This window comes from Thalassotalea euphylliae (assembly GCF_003390335.1).
Classification (GTDB): Bacteria; Pseudomonadota; Gammaproteobacteria; order Enterobacterales; family Alteromonadaceae; genus Thalassotalea_F; species Thalassotalea_F euphylliae_B.
Window position 1 is genome coordinate 2507344 of sequence record NZ_QUOU01000001.1, and the last position, 15486, is coordinate 2522829.

Here is a 15486-nt window from a genome sequence, read left to right on the forward strand (position 1 = left end):
AGGTGGCGTCAGAAAATTTGCATAACAAGGCAATGAATCGGACTAAAAACGCTTGGCTTAGTTCGCTGCGCTCACTAGTATAGCCAAGCGTTTTTAGCCGCTTATCGCAAGCGTTAGCTGTTCAATCAAATCACGGAGTAGTAAATTAAAATATGGAGTCAGTTGCTCTAATAAAGACCATTGCCTTGATAGGTCTATATGCTTTACCAATATTGCTTTTAATTATTTCCTTTTTTAGTCATCGAAAGATGAAATCATGGGAATACATCTTTTTATCAGTTTCTCTTTTAGTATGTGCATCGGTTATTCTAGTTACCGTACATAAGATGCAAATGATGTCTGATGACATAGTCGCGCAAAACTATGATTTAAAACTAAATCAGTTAGAAAAATCTAATGGCCAAATAAAGCAAAACCAAGGTGTTATAAAACGCTTAATCGAAAATGGTGAAACAGAAGAGAAAATAATTTATGAACTAGGGCCATTGAAGGAACTCCTAGATAAACAGGAAACGGAGGATTTAAGTTATTTTAAATCTTGGTTATTTGTATTTGAGGTAATTAGTGCCTTGTTTGCAATCCCCCTTTCTGTAAATTTTTTCGTTCATGGTGTTACAACCCGCCATCAAACTACCAGTGTATACGAAATACCGGTAGAAATTTATTCAAGGCTTGGGAAGCTAGAGAGCAGTGTAGCAATTTTGGCTGCTGCTAATATAGTGCTAATTATTGTAGTGATAGTTAGTATGATCAGCTAACAAGCAAATGAACTGGGACATAAAATCGCGGGCTCTTTTCGCTTCGCTCAAGTTTAGCCCACAATTTTAAGCCCGTTATTTGGGCGTTAGAGTTACAGTGTTCAAACAAGGAGTGTGTATGAAAATGATATTTAGCATTGAAGCTAGAAAACTATATGTTCAATCTTCTACTTTTTCTGGAACATATCCAGCTACTAGTGGACGGGGAGAGTGCAGAAATAATAACTCAAAATCATGTCAAAAAGCAGAGTGGCAAGGCCCAATTCCTGTTGGAAATTATATTATTAGGTCTTCTGACCTGAGTGATCCTGGAATTATAGGTGACCTTGCTCGCAATACTAGAGGTGACTGGGGCGACTGGAGAGTTAGACTTATACCCGCAACTGGGACTCAGACTTATGGCCGTAAAGGTTTTTTCTTACATGGAGGTAGTAAATCTGGATCTGCGGGTTGTATTGATATAGGAGGAGGAATCAGTGGCTCTAGAGAAACCAACCTAATAAAGTCAATGATTATGGCAAGCGGTACAGTGCAGTTAGAAGTTAGGTAAGTCACAAATGAAATCCTTCTTTTTACACCTAAGTATTGTGGTTATTTTAAGCGCCATATTGTTCACGTTTAATGTTTTTAGCTCAAATTTAAATTACGGCTATATCATTGTTTTAATTTTAAGTTTAATTGTTTTTTATCTATTTAAATTAGGTAATATCTTTTACGTTTTAATATCGTGGTTTACAGTGCTCTCTATTGATAAATTTTTTGAGTTTTATGCCTTGCTACCAGGTAAAGCGTACGATGGATTTATCTATATTTGCGTAAATGCATTAATTCTAAGTTTCCCATTGATTATCATAAAAATAGTTTTTTATATTTCTAAGCAAGTAACTCTAACAAGAAAATAAACAGGACTTAAAACTGTGGGCTATTTTCGCTTCGCTCAAGTTTAGCCCACAGTTTTAAGCCCGTTATTTAAGCGTTATGTACCACCACAAAATCAAGGATGAAAATCAATCAAGGCAAGCACTCTTTTCTGAATTTATTCGCACGTTCATGTGTTTTTCGCCGTTAACGTTTAAAGCTTTTATCAAGAACAATTAGCGGCTCAAAATTCAGATTTAGTGTGTTGTGGTGGCGGGTAGCTGGCAGGTTGGGTTCAAATACTTTCTAAGTTTGGCTTTTAATCCAAACCTCAGTAAAGTAAGAAAAATTACATAACAAAACAATCAAACGGACGCGTAACGCTTGGCTCGCGCTCGTGCCTCGCTTAGTTTAGCCAAGCATTACTTGCCGTTTATTGCGGCGTTATGCCCACCCACAAAATCAGAATTTAATAATCTGCTAGTTCAGCCTTTTTTTATTTAAGATCGGGTGTGATTCATTCTTTGGTGTTGTGAGTTATTGGGTACTAGCAAAGTAAAGTTGTGTTGGCTAAATGAGTTTTTCGCCAATCTAATCTTGTAGTTACCGCTCAATCAGGTATGGTTGCTTTCGAGTATTTAGTTTGCAGGTAAATTAGGTTTTTCCTGCTATTCAAGTTGCAAATTTTGACATTGGTTCCAAGCAGGCTAGGGTGTATCGCTAATTCTAGTATTGGCGTGTGGCTCAAAAGGCAGGCATCGAGTGTTGTGGGTGCAATAGCTGTTGTATCTTCCGCCTCTTCTACAAGCATTGGCAGTGTTGTTAGGCTTTAGTGGCCTCAGAGGGTTTGCATAACAAGGCAATGAATCGGACTTAAAACAGCTGGCTCGATTCGCTGCGCTCACAAGTATAGCCAGCTGTTTTAAGCCGCTTATCGCAAGCGTTATGTACCACCACAATTTCAAGGATGAATGTTAATAAATTCAAGCGCCCTTTTCTGAATTTATTCGCGCGTTCATGCGTTTTTCGCCGTTAGCATTTAGTGCTTTTTTCGAGAACAGTTTGCGGCTCAAAATTCAGATTCTGTGTGTTGTGGTGGCGAGTGGCTGGCAGGTTCAGTACGTATACTTTCTAGGTTTAGCTTTTATTCTAACTCTCCGTAAAGTAAGGTAAATTACATAACAAGCAAATTAACTGGGACTTAAAACTGCGGGCTCTTTTCGCTTCGCTCAAGTTTAGCCCACAATTTTAAGCCCGTTATTTGGGCGTTATGTACCACCACAATGCCAAGGATGAAAGCTAGTCAAATCAAGCGCTTTTTTCAGAATTTATAAGCACGTTCATGTGTTTTTCGCCGATAGTATTTAGTGCTTTTTTCAAGAACAGTTTGCGGCTCAAAATTCAGGCTTTGTGTGTTGTGGTGGCAAGTAGCTGGCAGGCTGGGTTCAAATACTTTCTAAGGTTGGCTTTTAACCCAACCCAATGTAAAGTAAGAAAAATTACATAACAAAACAATCAATCGGACGCGTAACGCTTGGCTCGCGCTCGTGCCTCGCGGATTTTAGCCAAGCATTACTTGCCGTTTATTGCGGCGTTAGGCTTTTATGGAGCATATGAGTAAATTCAGCATAAAATCCAACATTTGCCCTGATTCTTCCGAAATAACATACACCACTTTCTATGATGGTAAAAAATGCCAACATCAAGAAGTTACAGGAAAAATTGCAAAGAGAAGATTAGCTTTGGAGTACATAGTTAGAGACTTGTCTTCTTGTTTTGAATATCTACATTTACTCAAAAGCTGCCAAGAATCAGAAATAGCAAAACCTATATATGATGCCTTTGTTATTAAATATGGAAAGTGTTTTGCTTCAGGCAATGAACGTGGGCTGTCTTTAAAACCCAAAAATTATTTTCAAAATGAATCTATGTTTTATAAGACTCACCTAAACATTATAAAAACCAGAAACAAATATGTAGCTCATTCGGATAGTAGTGTTTATGAGCAAGGAGAGGTTTATTTAGCGACTAATGGCAGCGAGTCAAAGGTTTTTATTCCTGTAATCAACTACTCTCACCCAACAGATAAATCACTTGATCGGGAAATAGAGCTTTGCAAGCACTTAACTTCAAAAGTTGTGCTTGAGATTCAAAAACTTGATAGTAAGATCAAAGCCTAACAAGCGCATTAACAGGGACAAAAAACTGTTGGCTTTTGCTCCTTCGTCGCTGATTATAGCCAACAATTTTTTGCCCGTTATGCGGGCGTTAGGTTCACCCAAATTATCCAGCCGTGGTGCTAAGGACATATATGAATAACATTCATCTTTTTGCAGCCTTTTTCATCATTTATTTTTTATCTGGCTGTGCTGTCGGCTATGAACCTTGGGCAGAATTTCAAGACAAATTAATTGGGAAAAAAGCTTGGCGGATGGAGCCCCATAGGTTTGAGAATGCAGGTGAGCTTATTCGTGCTGATTATTTAGTAGCAGGAGAAGGCTTTACTCACACCTCAGTCAATGAAAACGGTGACATTATTCAACATTGGTTTGATGCTGAGGTTCTCCCAAACTTTTACAACAAAAATGAGATGCGTGGACACAAAGAATGGATCGGAAAATGTAAATTTTACCTAGTAGTAGATCCCGAAACATACGTAATAAAAAGCTGGGGCCATGATGAAGGCGGTAATCCACAAAGTTGTAGGCATTGGCCTTAGAGGTTATGAACCTAACAAGGCCATTATGGCAGGGACGCAAAACGCTTGGCTTGCGCTCCTTCGTCGCTGATTTTAGCCAAGCATTTGTGCGCCCCATATGGCGGCGTTATGTACCACCACAATTTCAAGGATGAAGGTTAATCAAATCAAGCGCCCTATTCTAAATTTAATCGCACGTTCATGTGTTTTTCGCCGATTGTAATTAGCTTTATTTTCTAGAACAATTGGCGGCTCAAAATTCAGATTCAGCGTGTTGTGGTGGTAAGTTGCTGGCAGGCTGAGTTCAAATACTTTCCGTGTTTGGCATTTAGTCGAACTCTCGGTAAAGTAAGGCAATTCTACATAACAAAACAATCAATCGGACGCGTAACGCTTGGCTCGCGCTCGTGCCTCGCTTAGTTTAGCCAAGCATTTCGCGCCGTTTATTGCGGCGTTATGTACCACCACAATTTCAAGGATGAATGTTAATAAATTCAAGCGCCCTTTTCTGAATTTATTCGCGCGTTCATGCGTTTTTCGCCGTTAGCATTTAGTGCTTTTTTCCAAGAACAGCTTGCGGCTCAAAATTCAGGTTTAGCGTATTGTGGTGGCCAGTTGCGGGCAGGTTCGGTACGTATACTTTCTGAGTTTGGAATTTAACCCAACCCAATGTAAAGTAAGAAAAATTACATAACAAAACAATCAAACGGACGCGTAACGCTTGGCTCGCGCTCGTGCCTCGCGGATTTTAGCCAAGCATTACTTGCCGCTTATTGCGGCGTTATGGCTCAAGGAGGATCAGTGAAAATATCAATCGAGAAAATCAAAGAGTCACTTGCTTCATTTTTGACTGTATCTCTCCTATTTGCTGGTGGCTGGTATTATCTTGATCAGCAGAGACTAGCCGCATTAAAAGAGCAAGAAAACGCCATAAAACTCAATATGGAAGCGGACTTCAAATTGCGACAATTTGAAGAGAAGTGGAAAGAGCTTGAGAAAAAAGAGAAACTATTGCAAGAACAATCAAAAGACAATGAGTTATCTATCCTAACCCTTAAATTCATTGATGAAGCGTCTAGTATCAATTTCAATCAACAATGCGCAGATGACCCTGAACATAATAGCAAAGCAATAAAAGCCAAAGCCCTTTTATCTTTAATTGAAGCGAAAGCAATTGAGTATGGGCGAGAGGATGTTTTAAATACATTTGTCAAAGATCAGCGCGCTGGTATTGGTAGGTCGACGGCAAGATGTAAGCCCTAACAAGCGCATTAACAGGGACAAAAAACTGTTGGCTTTTGCTCCTTCGTCGCTGATTTTAGCCAGCAATTTTTTGCCCGTTATGCGGGCGTTATGCCCACCCACAAAATCAGAATTTAATAATCTGCTAGTTCAGCCTTTTTTTATTTAAGATCGGGTGTGATTCATTCTTTGGTGTTGTGAGTTATTGGGTACTAGCAAAGTAAAGTTGTGTTGGCTAAATGAGTTTTTCGCCAATCTAATCTTGTAGTTACCGCTCAATCAGGTATGGTTGCTTTCGAGTATTTAGTTTGCAGGTAAATTAGGTTTTTCCTGCTATTCAAGTTGCAAATTTTGACATTGGTTCCAAGCAGGCTAGGGTGTATCGCTAATTCTAGTATTGGCGTGTGGCTCAAAAGGCAGGCATCGAGTGTTGTGGGTGCAATAGCTGTTGTATCTTCCGCCTCTTCTACAAGCATTGGCAGTGTTGTTAGGCTTTAGTGGCCTCAGAGGGTTTGCATAACAAGGCAATGAATCGGACTTAAAACAGCTGGCTCGATTCGCTGCGCTCACAAGTATAGCCAGCTGTTTTAAGCCGCTTATCGCAAGCGTTATGTACCACCACAATTTCAAGGATGAATGTTAATAAATTCAAGCGCCCTTTTCTGAATTTATTCGCGCGTTCATGCGTTTTTCGCCGTTAGCATTTAGTGCTTTTTTCGAGAACAGTTTGCGGCTCAAAATTCAGATTCTGTGTGTTGTGGTGGCGAGTGGCTGGCAGGTTCAGTACGTATACTTTCTAGGTTTAGCTTTTATTCTAACTCTCCGTAAAGTAAGGTAAATTACATAACAAGCAAATTAACTGGGACTTAAAACTGCGGGCTCTTTTCGCTTCGCTCAAGTTTAGCCCACAATTTTAAGCCCGTTATTTGGGCGTTATGTACCACCACAATGCCAAGGATGAAAGCTAGTCAAATCAAGCGCTTTTTTCAGAATTTATAAGCACGTTCATGTGTTTTTCGCCGATAGTATTTAGTGCTTTTTTCAAGAACAGTTTGCGGCTCAAAATTCAGGCTTTGTGTGTTGTGGTGGCAAGTAGCTGGCAGGCTGGGTTCAAATACTTTCTAAGGTTGGCTTTTAACCCAACCCAATGTAAAGTAAGAAAAATTACATAACAAAACAATCAATCGGACGCGTAACGCTTGGCTCGCGCTCGTGCCTCGCGGATTTTAGCCAAGCATTACTTGCCGTTTATTGCGGCGTTAGCTTTCTCATCAAGAATGGAGTTTTATGAAAGGTTATAGATGGACATGTAACGCCTGTAGTTTTGGTAATGACTCAAATAAAACTCATTGCACAAATTGCGGTTGCTCTTCAACGGCAGGTACTGAAGATATCGAGAAGCATAAAAACCCCGAAGGGTTTAATAAAAGAACAAAAATAGAAGAATATAAAAAACAAGTATTACCTCTTTTATTTTCTCCATGCTTTTTAGCTATATACATGCACAACGGTAAAATTGAAATAGCCTTACTTTTATTTATATCGGTTTCTTTTCTTATAACCAAAAATTTAAAATTGTTGCAGTACATCTGCACTGATAAAAAAGCTAAAACAATGCTAGTTACTTTCTCAGGTGTTTTACTTGTATTTTTCCTAGTTAGAATTTATTTAATCCCAAACAATAGCTCGCTTGTTGGTTGGGGACTTATGTTTTATTTTATGTTTACTTTTGGATTCTTGTTTTATTTTTCAAAAGGTAAACGGTTCAGCAGGCTTTTCGAGCAGTTTTACAAAGAAAGCTAACAAGCCAATTAAGCGCGGGACTGCTAAAGCTTGGCTCAGTTCCGCTCCGCTACACAGTTTAGCCAAGCATTTATCAGCCCCTTATTGGGGCGTTATCTGCCACCACTAATTCAAGTAAAAATAGTTTGTGGTTTGGCGGTAAAACAAGAGTTTGGCTGGTGTTGTGTTTCTTTGGTTTGGTGAGTTATTCGTGCCAATCTTGTTTCGTACTTTTTGCTAAAGCATTTTCGCCGTTTCAGTTTTATGGGCTCAAATAAACCAAAGTAAAAACGGCTCAAATTCAAGTTTGTCGGGTAGTGGTGGACGTTGTTGCGGGTTCCTTACAAACGTATTTACCATTGTTTGTTGCTGATAGTTTTGTGGTTACAGTAAACTATTCAGCTAACAAGCCAATAAAGCGGGACTGCTAACGCTTGGCTCGGTTCCGCTTCGCTACACAAGTATAGCCAAGCATTTATCAGCCCCTTATTGGGGCGTTAGGGTTCAATCGAAGTTTGGAGTTAAGAATTGAGAAATCCATTTTCAGATACAGGAATTGATATAACACCAATAGAATTCGAAATAGCCACAAAAAAGTGGTTAGAGTCTTCAGGAAGTGAATTAAAAAATATTGAAGTAAAACATGATGTTGATTTAGAAGCTCATGATGGTACTTATCAAATAGATGTATTAGCTACATTTGAAGCTTTTGGGGCTGAATTTAAAGTAATTGTTGAATGTAAAAAGCACAAGAATGCTATCCCTAGAAGTTTGGTTCAAATATTACACGATAGAGTTCGTTCTCTTGGTGCTCAAAAAGGTATTCTTTTTGCCACGACAGGATTTCAATCTGGTGCTATAAAATATGCAACTGAACATGGAATTGCCCTTGTATCTATTGTAAACGGGGATGCTAATTACGAAACAAGATCAGCCTATCCTGCACCTAAGCCAAGCTGGATTGAATTTCCTGAGTTTATGGGATGGAGCTACCAAGAAAATGATAATGGTAATTTTTCTGCAAAAGCGGTTCAGTTTGATGAAAGCTTTCTGTCATTTGTAAAAGAACCCTAACAAGAAAATTAAATCGGACTAAAAACGCTTGGCTTGGTTCGTTTCACTCACAAGTATAGCCAAGCAATTTTAGCCGTTTATTTAAGCGTTAGGTTTGCAAATCAATCTCAGAGAAAGGAGTCATAATGAGATTAATAATTTTTTTGTCATTCATATTTACATTTAGTGTCCAATCTATGGAGTTTTTGAAACTAGGTGGGACTTTTTCTATGCATGGTGAAATTAAAAAAGGTGATGCAGCTAAGTTTCTTTTAGAGTTCACTTCATGGGAGGTAGCGCCTACTATTTTCTTTATTTCATCGAGAGGCGGTAACTTAGACGAAGCTATCCATATCGGTGAAATAATAAGGGCAAGTCAAATACCTGTGCATTCAGGCGAAGAATGTTTCAGTGCTTGCGTATTTATACCAATTGAAATAATTATCTGACCACCTTGATCCAATCGCGAGTACAGAGTTTTTTCACCCTATCAATATCCGAAATGAATGTATTCCAGGCCACTGAGACTTGTTCTACTATTTCATCAAACCCGCTGAATACACGATTAGATAAACAGTGCTGGCGTAACCATTGCCACACTTGCTCAATTGGGTTTAGCTCTGGTGAATAGGGTGGCAACTTGATTAGCGTAAGATTAGAAAATGGACTAGCTGTATCCATTGTATGCCACCCCGCACCATCAATGATAACCACCGCATGTCTACCCTGAGGTGTAGCTTTGGATATTTGAGACAAGTGCTCTGTCATCATCGCTTTATTGACGAGCGGCGTAATTAGCGCTTCGGTTTGGCCTGTCGAAGGGCAAACAGCACCAAATAAATAGCCGTAGTCAAACTGCTGTTGTTTAACCGCCCGTGGACGACTTCCTTTTTTCGCCCACGTTCTTGTTACTTGATTTTGCTGGCCAAAACGAGCCTCATCTTGGAACCACACATCAACGTCTTCGGGCTGGACATGCCATGGGGTGTTAAGGATCGTTTCCAGTCGGAAGGTTTTTAAAAACCGCTTGGGCTTGTTCGGATTGCTTAGGATGCTTGGAGCGGCTCGTTATCCAACTAAAGCCGAGCGCATGGAGCAGGTGATAGATATTGCGTAGTGAATAAGTCACATCAAATTCTTGAGCAATGAACTGTTGAATATCTTCCCCAATCAGTCTACCGCCACTGTTTTTTTCTGCATGGGACAACACAAATGCTGACAGCTGATTCAGTTGCGCTTGTGAGAGTTTGGAGGGTCTCCCCTTGTTTACTTTGGATTGCAGCCCTTTAAGCCCTGCCGATAGGTAGCTGTTAACCCATTTATTAACGCTGCCTCGAGCAACACCGAGTAATTGAGCTATTTGCGCTCTATTTTGACCAAGTGAAAAGTGATAAATGGCGAGCAACCTCATTCGGACTCTCGCGTTACTTTCTTGTTGGGCGAGCTTTTTTAATTCTGTTGGGTGATGCATGCTGATCTACTGGTTGAAAAGTCATGGCTATTAGATCACATGTTTATTTCAATTGGTATTATTCTCTCCGCTGGCGTAGAAAGAGACATTGGTGGCGTTATTGGACTTCACAGACCGTATTTTGATAAATCATATTTTGCTAACTTGTCATCTCTGGAAGCAAAAAAGAGGTATGATGCATTAAGAGAATCTAGTGAAGATTACTTGAAAAAAATGGGAGTAAAACAAACTCTTATTGAAAGGATGTTTGAAACTGATTCTACTAATGTTGATATATTAAACATGTCTGAGGCGAAAATGGAATTTTATTCTCGTGTTCCTTTTTACGAAGAGTGGCTTTCTGCCAAGTGTGGAAAATTCACAGAGGAACAAAAAAGAGTTTTAAAGTCTTTAGGTGCTTTAAGGGCTGCGGCAGCAACAATTGCTTGGGCTAAAAATAAGGTTCTTCGCATATTAGCGGGACTAGAAATGAAAACGGTAGTAAAGGTAATGTTTAGTTCGCCAAAACAAAAACAACACCCAAACTACCGTTTCTATGTCAGAGCTTACTTTTCTTGCCCAGTTTTGGGAAGGGTTTCATGTCACAAATATTGAAACCAATCCTACATCCATTCACTTCACGTTAGAGCCTAACAGCTCAGGTCGATGCCGTTGTGGTCAATTAACTAACAGTATTCACGATTCGTCTTGGCGTAATATCCAAGATGCTACGATGCTGGGTCGTAAGGTGAGCTTAGCTGTTAAGACACGGCGAATTGTCTGCCCAAACTGCGGTGTTGTTACGGAATCAATTCGTTGGCTAGAGCCATTCGCCCGGATAACCAAACGACTTCAAAGTTACGTCGAAGGGTTATTGCCAATCCTACCTATCAAGCATATCTCAGAGGTGACAGGACTTCATTGGCATACCATCAAACAAATTGATAAAGCGCGGCTTGCACAACAAGTTAAAGCGCCGAATTGGTCGCGCGTAAAACGCTTAGTCATGGACGAATTTGCCCTGTTTAAAGGTCATCGATACGCCACAGTCATCGCAGACGCGGACACTTACCAAGTGCTCTGGATTGGCGTTGGTAGAGCAAGGCAGCATATTCGCCCGTTCTTTGAGTCACTTGGTGAGCATTGCCAGCAAATTGAAGCTGTTGCAATGGACATGAACACGGCCTTCGACTTGGAAGTTAAGCAACACTGCCCACAGGCTCGCATCGTTTACGACCTTTTTCATGTCGTGGCTAAATACGGTCGCGAGGTTGTTGATCGCGTTCGCGTTGACCAAGCCAACCAGCTCAAGCATGACAAGCAGGCCAGGCGTTGGGTTAAACGCTCTCGTTGGGTTTTACTTAAGAACCGAGATAACTTAAATACTCATCAGCAAGGATACCTAGATGAACTGCTCAGCATGAACCGAGACTTAATGGTGGTGTATCTATTAGGTGAGCAACTCAAAGAACTTTGGTATTGCGAGGATGAAGAGCAAGCCAAAAATCTCTGGCAATGCTGGTGGCAACAAGTCATTGAAAGTGGCATTAAACCATTGATTGCCTTTGCTCAAAGGCTCAAACCATACCTGCATGGCATCACTTCTTCAGCAATCTATCGGATGAACACATGTACCTTGGAAGGCATGAACAATAAAATCAAACTGATTAAGCGAATGGCGTATGGATACCGAGATATAGAATATTTCTTTTTAAAGATAAAAGCAGCTTTCCCCGGAAAGCCGCGATGAACCAAAAATAAGGGTATCCCTAAAGCTGAAAATTTCGGAAGTAACCTAACGGAGTTGGCTCAAAAAGCAGAATTAGCATTACAATTAGAGCAATCTGGAATGCTTCAACCATATATTGATTTATCAAATATTCGTGTTAAATGTGAAGAAAAGGCAGCAAATGAGCATGTCTTAAATTTTCATTACTCTTTCAAAGAGTATTTAAAAAATAACAAAGCCCAGTATTAACCTAACAAGAAAATTAAATCGGACTAAAAACGCTTGGCTTTAGTTCGCTTCGCTCACAAAGTATAGCCAAGCATTTTTATCCGTTTATTTAAGCGTTAGAGGTACTATGAACAATTCCCCAAACATGGATGAAAGCGAGATGATTTTGTTACAGTTAGTTGGAAAATTAACTAAGCAAGACCCCAAAACTATTTTAAAAAATATAGGGATTATTGGTGCAGAAAATTTATTGACGCAATATGTAAATGAAGCGAGTCAAAAAGGTCAACTTGTTCACATCAGAAATTGTATTGCAGACACGTGTAAAGAGTATGGAGAATTAAAGTACTCCTACCAATTAACCGAGCTTTCAGAGTTGAAAGTAAAACTAGCAAATATGGAATCACTAGCAACACCCACAAAAGATGAAAAATCATATAAAGCGTTAACACATGGGCTAACATTGGTGGCTGGTTTATTTTTGGGGCTTGTTTTAGCTTTAGGGCTAAAATATTAAGTACCTCTAACAAGAAAATTAAAGCGGACTAAAAACGCTTGTCTTGGTTCGTTTCACTCACAAGTATAGCCAAGCATTTTTAGCCGTTTATTTTAAGCGTTAGCTTTAAAAAATACAGTCATAATTAAGGAGAATGACATGGAAAAAGAAGTAGTAAGAGATGCAATTAATGCTTTTTATAAGGGAGCAGGAGTAAACAAAAAGTTTACGGGGTCAGTAAATGATAAAGTTGCAAATATATTTGGAAAAATGTTGATAGAAACTAGGAAGTGTTCTAATGCACTAGCTTGGGTACCAACACCACCAGGGGGCAGAGCTACCATAACATGGTTTGCTACGAATTTTGGGCGTGCAATGTTAGATAGATTTCGGGATAGCGTATCTTTAACATGTGCGAGGCAAGTAATTCATGTTTGGTCTCGAGAATTAGATAGAGCGTCTATACTAGGGTAGCAATATGAAACTTTATTCTTTATTTATATTTTGTTTGTTGGCCTTAAATGTAAAAGCCATCGAAGTCGCTCAAAAGCCGTGGCCTGAAATATCCGAATGTAATAATTGTATTGGAATAAGCATATCTAATATAGATGACATTCTATTTAACTTCCCTAAAAGCAAGCTCAAAGAAGTTTTATTGCTCAATGTAGATGGAATTGGCACCTACTTTAAAAGTAAAGACGAGTGGTTTGCAAAAAATAATGAGATCATTTTTTCAGTGTTAAATGAGTCTAAAACAACGGGAGGGTTAAATGAAAATGGTTATTATCAAAAATTGAATGTCAGTGACATAACTAGCTTTTTTGATGAAATTCATACTCCTACTCAATCGTCGAAAGCAGTTAAGGTTGCTAGGCAAATTATGGGGTTGAACGACGCATCTGCATTTGTTAAGTATCAAGGTACGAAAATGAATGCATACTGGGTAAAAAGCTATGATATGAATAACCAACTACTATACATAGTGCCAGCTAATCACAATCATGTTATTCAACTTTCTGGGGCTTTTAAAGAAGAGCATATCAATCGTTTGTTGTCGTCATTTAAAGCTAACAAATAAATTATGCTCGCACAGTAAACTGTGCTGGGACGCCAACAAGTTGGCGCCCCATATTTAAGCCGTTATATCCATGGAAACATCTGAAGATTTTTATATTAAATTCATATTTAGTGCAGCAGTAAATGTTGGCATTATTGCTTTTGTATTGTTTGCTATTTTCGACTTTAGAAAACGGTTATGGGCAAAAACCGATGCCTTAATAACTAAATCCGAAGTTAGAACCTATAAAGACAGCGATGATTCGGACACCTTTGAACCAGATATTGAATATGAATACGTTTTTAATGGTAAAAAATACAAATCAAATACCATAGGCTTTGGAATATCAGGGACAGGTACGCGAAAGCCAGCTGAAGAGTTATTAGGTGAGTTTGCCCTCAATTGGAAAGTTCGCGTGTTTGTAAATCCGAAGGACCCTTCTCAATCCACATTAAAGCCGGGGCTTGGCTATCATCATTTGGGGGCAATGGGCTTTTTGGACCCTGTAACACATTTTGTGTAACTGCCAGTTTTAAATAACATCTTTTAATCGGTCTTCGAATTCGATCATAAATCGATTTAAGGCCGATTTCCAATTTCTTATCGGCATCGTCCATTTTTTAGATGCCTGCTCAATAGCTAAGTAAACCACCTTTTTCGCCGAATCGTCATGTGGGAACAGCTTACGTTTCTTAATGGCTTTACGTATAACTGAGTTCAGCGATTCAATAGCGTTGGTGGTGTAAATAGCTTTTCTGATATCTTCAGGGTAATTGAAGATGGTACTAACGTTTTGCCAGTTATTTCGCCATGAGCGAGAGATATTGGGATATTTACTGTCCCAGCGTTGCTCAAACTGCTCTAAGGCCATTAAGGCTTCATCTTCAGTTACCGATTGGTATATGCGCTTTAAATCAGCCGTGATGGCTTTGTAGTCTTTCCACGGCACAAACTTCAATGAATTACGCACCATATGAACAATACAAAGCTGAATTTGTGTGTCAGGATAAACGGTATTAATTGCATCAGGGAAACCTTTAAGGCCATCGACACAGGCGATAAGGATATCTTTGACGCCACGGTTTTGAAGCTCCGTTAATACGTTAAGCCAGAACTTCGCGCCTTCGTTTTCTGATATCCACATACCTAGAAGTTCTTTATGGCCTTCGATATTCACGCCTAAGGCTAAGTAAATGGCTTTGTTGATGACTTGCTTATCTTGGCGTATTTTTACAACCAAGCAGTCGAGATAGACGATTGGGTAAACAGCATCAAGCGGCCTGGCTTGCCACTCGACGACTTGAGCGATAACCGCATCAGTCACACGAGAAATCAGTGTTGGTGAAACATCTGCATCGTACATTTCCTTGAATGTGGACACGATTTCACGAGTCGTCATGCCTTTGGAATACAGATATAAAATCTTGTCATCCATTGACGTAAAGCGGGTTTGATTCTTTTTAACCAGTTGAGGCTCAAAACTAGAATCTCTATCACGAGGTGTATCTAAATCAATCTCGCCATCTTCTGTTCGTATAGTTTTGGGCGAATAGCCATTGCGTGAATTATCGTTGATGGATTGCTCATGACGAACATAACCAAGGTGTTCATCCAGCTCCGCATTAAGCGCAGCTTCAACCGTTACCTTGGTAAGCATTTTACGAAAGTTCGTTAAATCTGCTTCCGTTTTGATGGATTTAGCCGCTTGCTTGGCAAAGACTTCAAGTTCTTTCTTGTTCATAACTACCTATCCTAAACCCTATATGGGTATTAATAATAGGCAGTTACACAGATTTAGTTACAGAGTCGCTTTTTGCTATTTGGTTTTTATTTTTGGGTTCCTATCGGGTGGTTTTTTTGGAGGGCAATTGGTTGGATATAACAAGGCGCTTAACACGTGTAGCACTGCGTGCCACACTGGGACAGTAACGCAGCGGCGCTTCCCGATTATGCCGCTACGTCACTGCCCGTTAGCTTAGCGTTATGTATTACAGGGAGCCTTGGTGAACATTCTAATATCATTTGTTCTTGGAGTATTAGTTACCTTTGGATATTTTGTTGTAGAGTCTACTCTGGATTGTCCAACGGGCGGCATTTCACTCCATGTCAATAATGATACTCAACTAGGAATTGAC

At 39.6% G+C, this 15486-nt stretch carries 17 protein-coding genes; 15 read left to right on the forward strand and 2 right to left on the reverse strand.

What is annotated here, in order from left to right:
- The first annotated feature begins 152 nt into the window (after positions 1-152).
- The 8 genes from DXX93_RS11050 (at position 153) to DXX93_RS11090 (ending at position 8840) form a co-directional block, all read left to right on the forward strand.
- Positions 153-758: a hypothetical protein gene (locus tag DXX93_RS11050; RefSeq protein ID WP_116008144.1), complete on the forward strand. Its 606-nt coding sequence runs from the start codon at positions 153-155 to the stop codon at positions 756-758.
- Between the two features lie 118 nt (positions 759-876).
- On the forward strand, positions 877-1308 hold the full coding sequence (locus tag DXX93_RS11055) for a tlde1 domain-containing protein (protein WP_116008145.1): 432 nt from the start codon (positions 877-879) through the stop codon (positions 1306-1308).
- Positions 1309-3229: 1921 nt separating this feature from the next.
- Entirely contained in the window at positions 3230-3796 is a 567-nt protein-coding gene (locus tag DXX93_RS11065; protein WP_147302666.1) for a hypothetical protein, read from the forward strand.
- 131 nt (positions 3797-3927) lie between these two features.
- Positions 3928-4335 (forward strand): hypothetical protein, encoded by a 408-nt coding sequence (locus DXX93_RS11070; RefSeq protein ID WP_116007799.1) that lies wholly within the window; start codon positions 3928-3930, stop codon positions 4333-4335.
- A 780-nt stretch (positions 4336-5115) separates the two neighbouring features.
- On the forward strand, positions 5116-5577 hold the full coding sequence (locus tag DXX93_RS11075; protein WP_147302676.1) for a hypothetical protein: 462 nt from the start codon (positions 5116-5118) through the stop codon (positions 5575-5577).
- Positions 5578-6843: 1266 nt separating this feature from the next.
- Positions 6844-7359, forward strand: coding sequence for a hypothetical protein (locus DXX93_RS11080; protein WP_116008148.1), 516 nt, complete (start codon positions 6844-6846; stop codon positions 7357-7359).
- A gap of 507 nt (positions 7360-7866) precedes the next feature.
- Positions 7867-8412 (forward strand): restriction endonuclease, encoded by a 546-nt coding sequence (locus DXX93_RS11085; RefSeq protein ID WP_116008149.1) that lies wholly within the window; start codon positions 7867-7869, stop codon positions 8410-8412.
- 125 nt (positions 8413-8537) lie between these two features.
- Complete coding sequence (locus DXX93_RS11090) at positions 8538-8840, forward strand: hypothetical protein (RefSeq protein WP_116008150.1); 303 nt, start codon at positions 8538-8540, stop codon at positions 8838-8840.
- On the opposite strand, the gene DXX93_RS11095 is transcribed toward DXX93_RS11090, so the two are convergent.
- Positions 8833-9862 (reverse strand): IS630 family transposase gene (locus tag DXX93_RS11095; RefSeq protein ID WP_441351376.1). Its coding sequence is split into 2 segments (ribosomal slippage): positions 8833-9402 and positions 9404-9862, totalling 1029 coding nucleotides; the frame shifts between segments, so codons are not numbered across the junction. The genes DXX93_RS11090 and DXX93_RS11095 overlap by 8 nt on opposite strands.
- A gap of 39 nt (positions 9863-9901) precedes the next feature.
- Between DXX93_RS11095 and DXX93_RS11100 the strand changes: the two genes are divergently transcribed.
- From DXX93_RS11100 to DXX93_RS11125, 7 genes are all read left to right on the forward strand, one after another.
- Positions 9902-10456, forward strand: coding sequence for a hypothetical protein (locus DXX93_RS11100; protein ID WP_147302677.1), 555 nt, complete (start codon positions 9902-9904; stop codon positions 10454-10456).
- Positions 10398-11591: an ISL3 family transposase gene (locus DXX93_RS11105; protein ID WP_116006470.1), complete on the forward strand. Its 1194-nt coding sequence runs from the start codon at positions 10398-10400 to the stop codon at positions 11589-11591. Before DXX93_RS11100 ends, DXX93_RS11105 begins: the two co-directional genes overlap by 59 nt.
- Positions 11592-11645: 54 nt before the next feature.
- Entirely contained in the window at positions 11646-11819 is a 174-nt protein-coding gene (locus DXX93_RS20810) for a hypothetical protein (protein WP_181902204.1), read from the forward strand.
- 106 nt (positions 11820-11925) lie between these two features.
- Positions 11926-12315, forward strand: coding sequence for a hypothetical protein (locus DXX93_RS11110; RefSeq protein WP_147302678.1), 390 nt, complete (start codon positions 11926-11928; stop codon positions 12313-12315).
- Between the two features lie 138 nt (positions 12316-12453).
- Positions 12454-12768: a hypothetical protein gene (locus tag DXX93_RS11115; RefSeq protein WP_116008153.1), complete on the forward strand. Its 315-nt coding sequence runs from the start codon at positions 12454-12456 to the stop codon at positions 12766-12768.
- A 4-nt stretch (positions 12769-12772) separates the two neighbouring features.
- Complete coding sequence (locus DXX93_RS11120; protein WP_116008154.1) at positions 12773-13372, forward strand: hypothetical protein; 600 nt, start codon at positions 12773-12775, stop codon at positions 13370-13372.
- A 70-nt stretch (positions 13373-13442) separates the two neighbouring features.
- Positions 13443-13874 carry a DUF3592 domain-containing protein gene (locus DXX93_RS11125; RefSeq protein ID WP_116008155.1) on the forward strand — a complete coding sequence of 144 codons (432 nt, stop codon included), beginning with the start codon at positions 13443-13445 and terminating at the stop codon, positions 13872-13874.
- 9 nt (positions 13875-13883) lie between these two features.
- On the opposite strand, the gene DXX93_RS11130 is transcribed toward DXX93_RS11125, so the two are convergent.
- Positions 13884-15092, reverse strand: coding sequence for an IS256 family transposase (locus tag DXX93_RS11130; protein ID WP_116007348.1), 1209 nt, complete (start codon positions 15090-15092; stop codon positions 13884-13886).
- Positions 15093-15486: the final 394 nt, after the last annotated feature.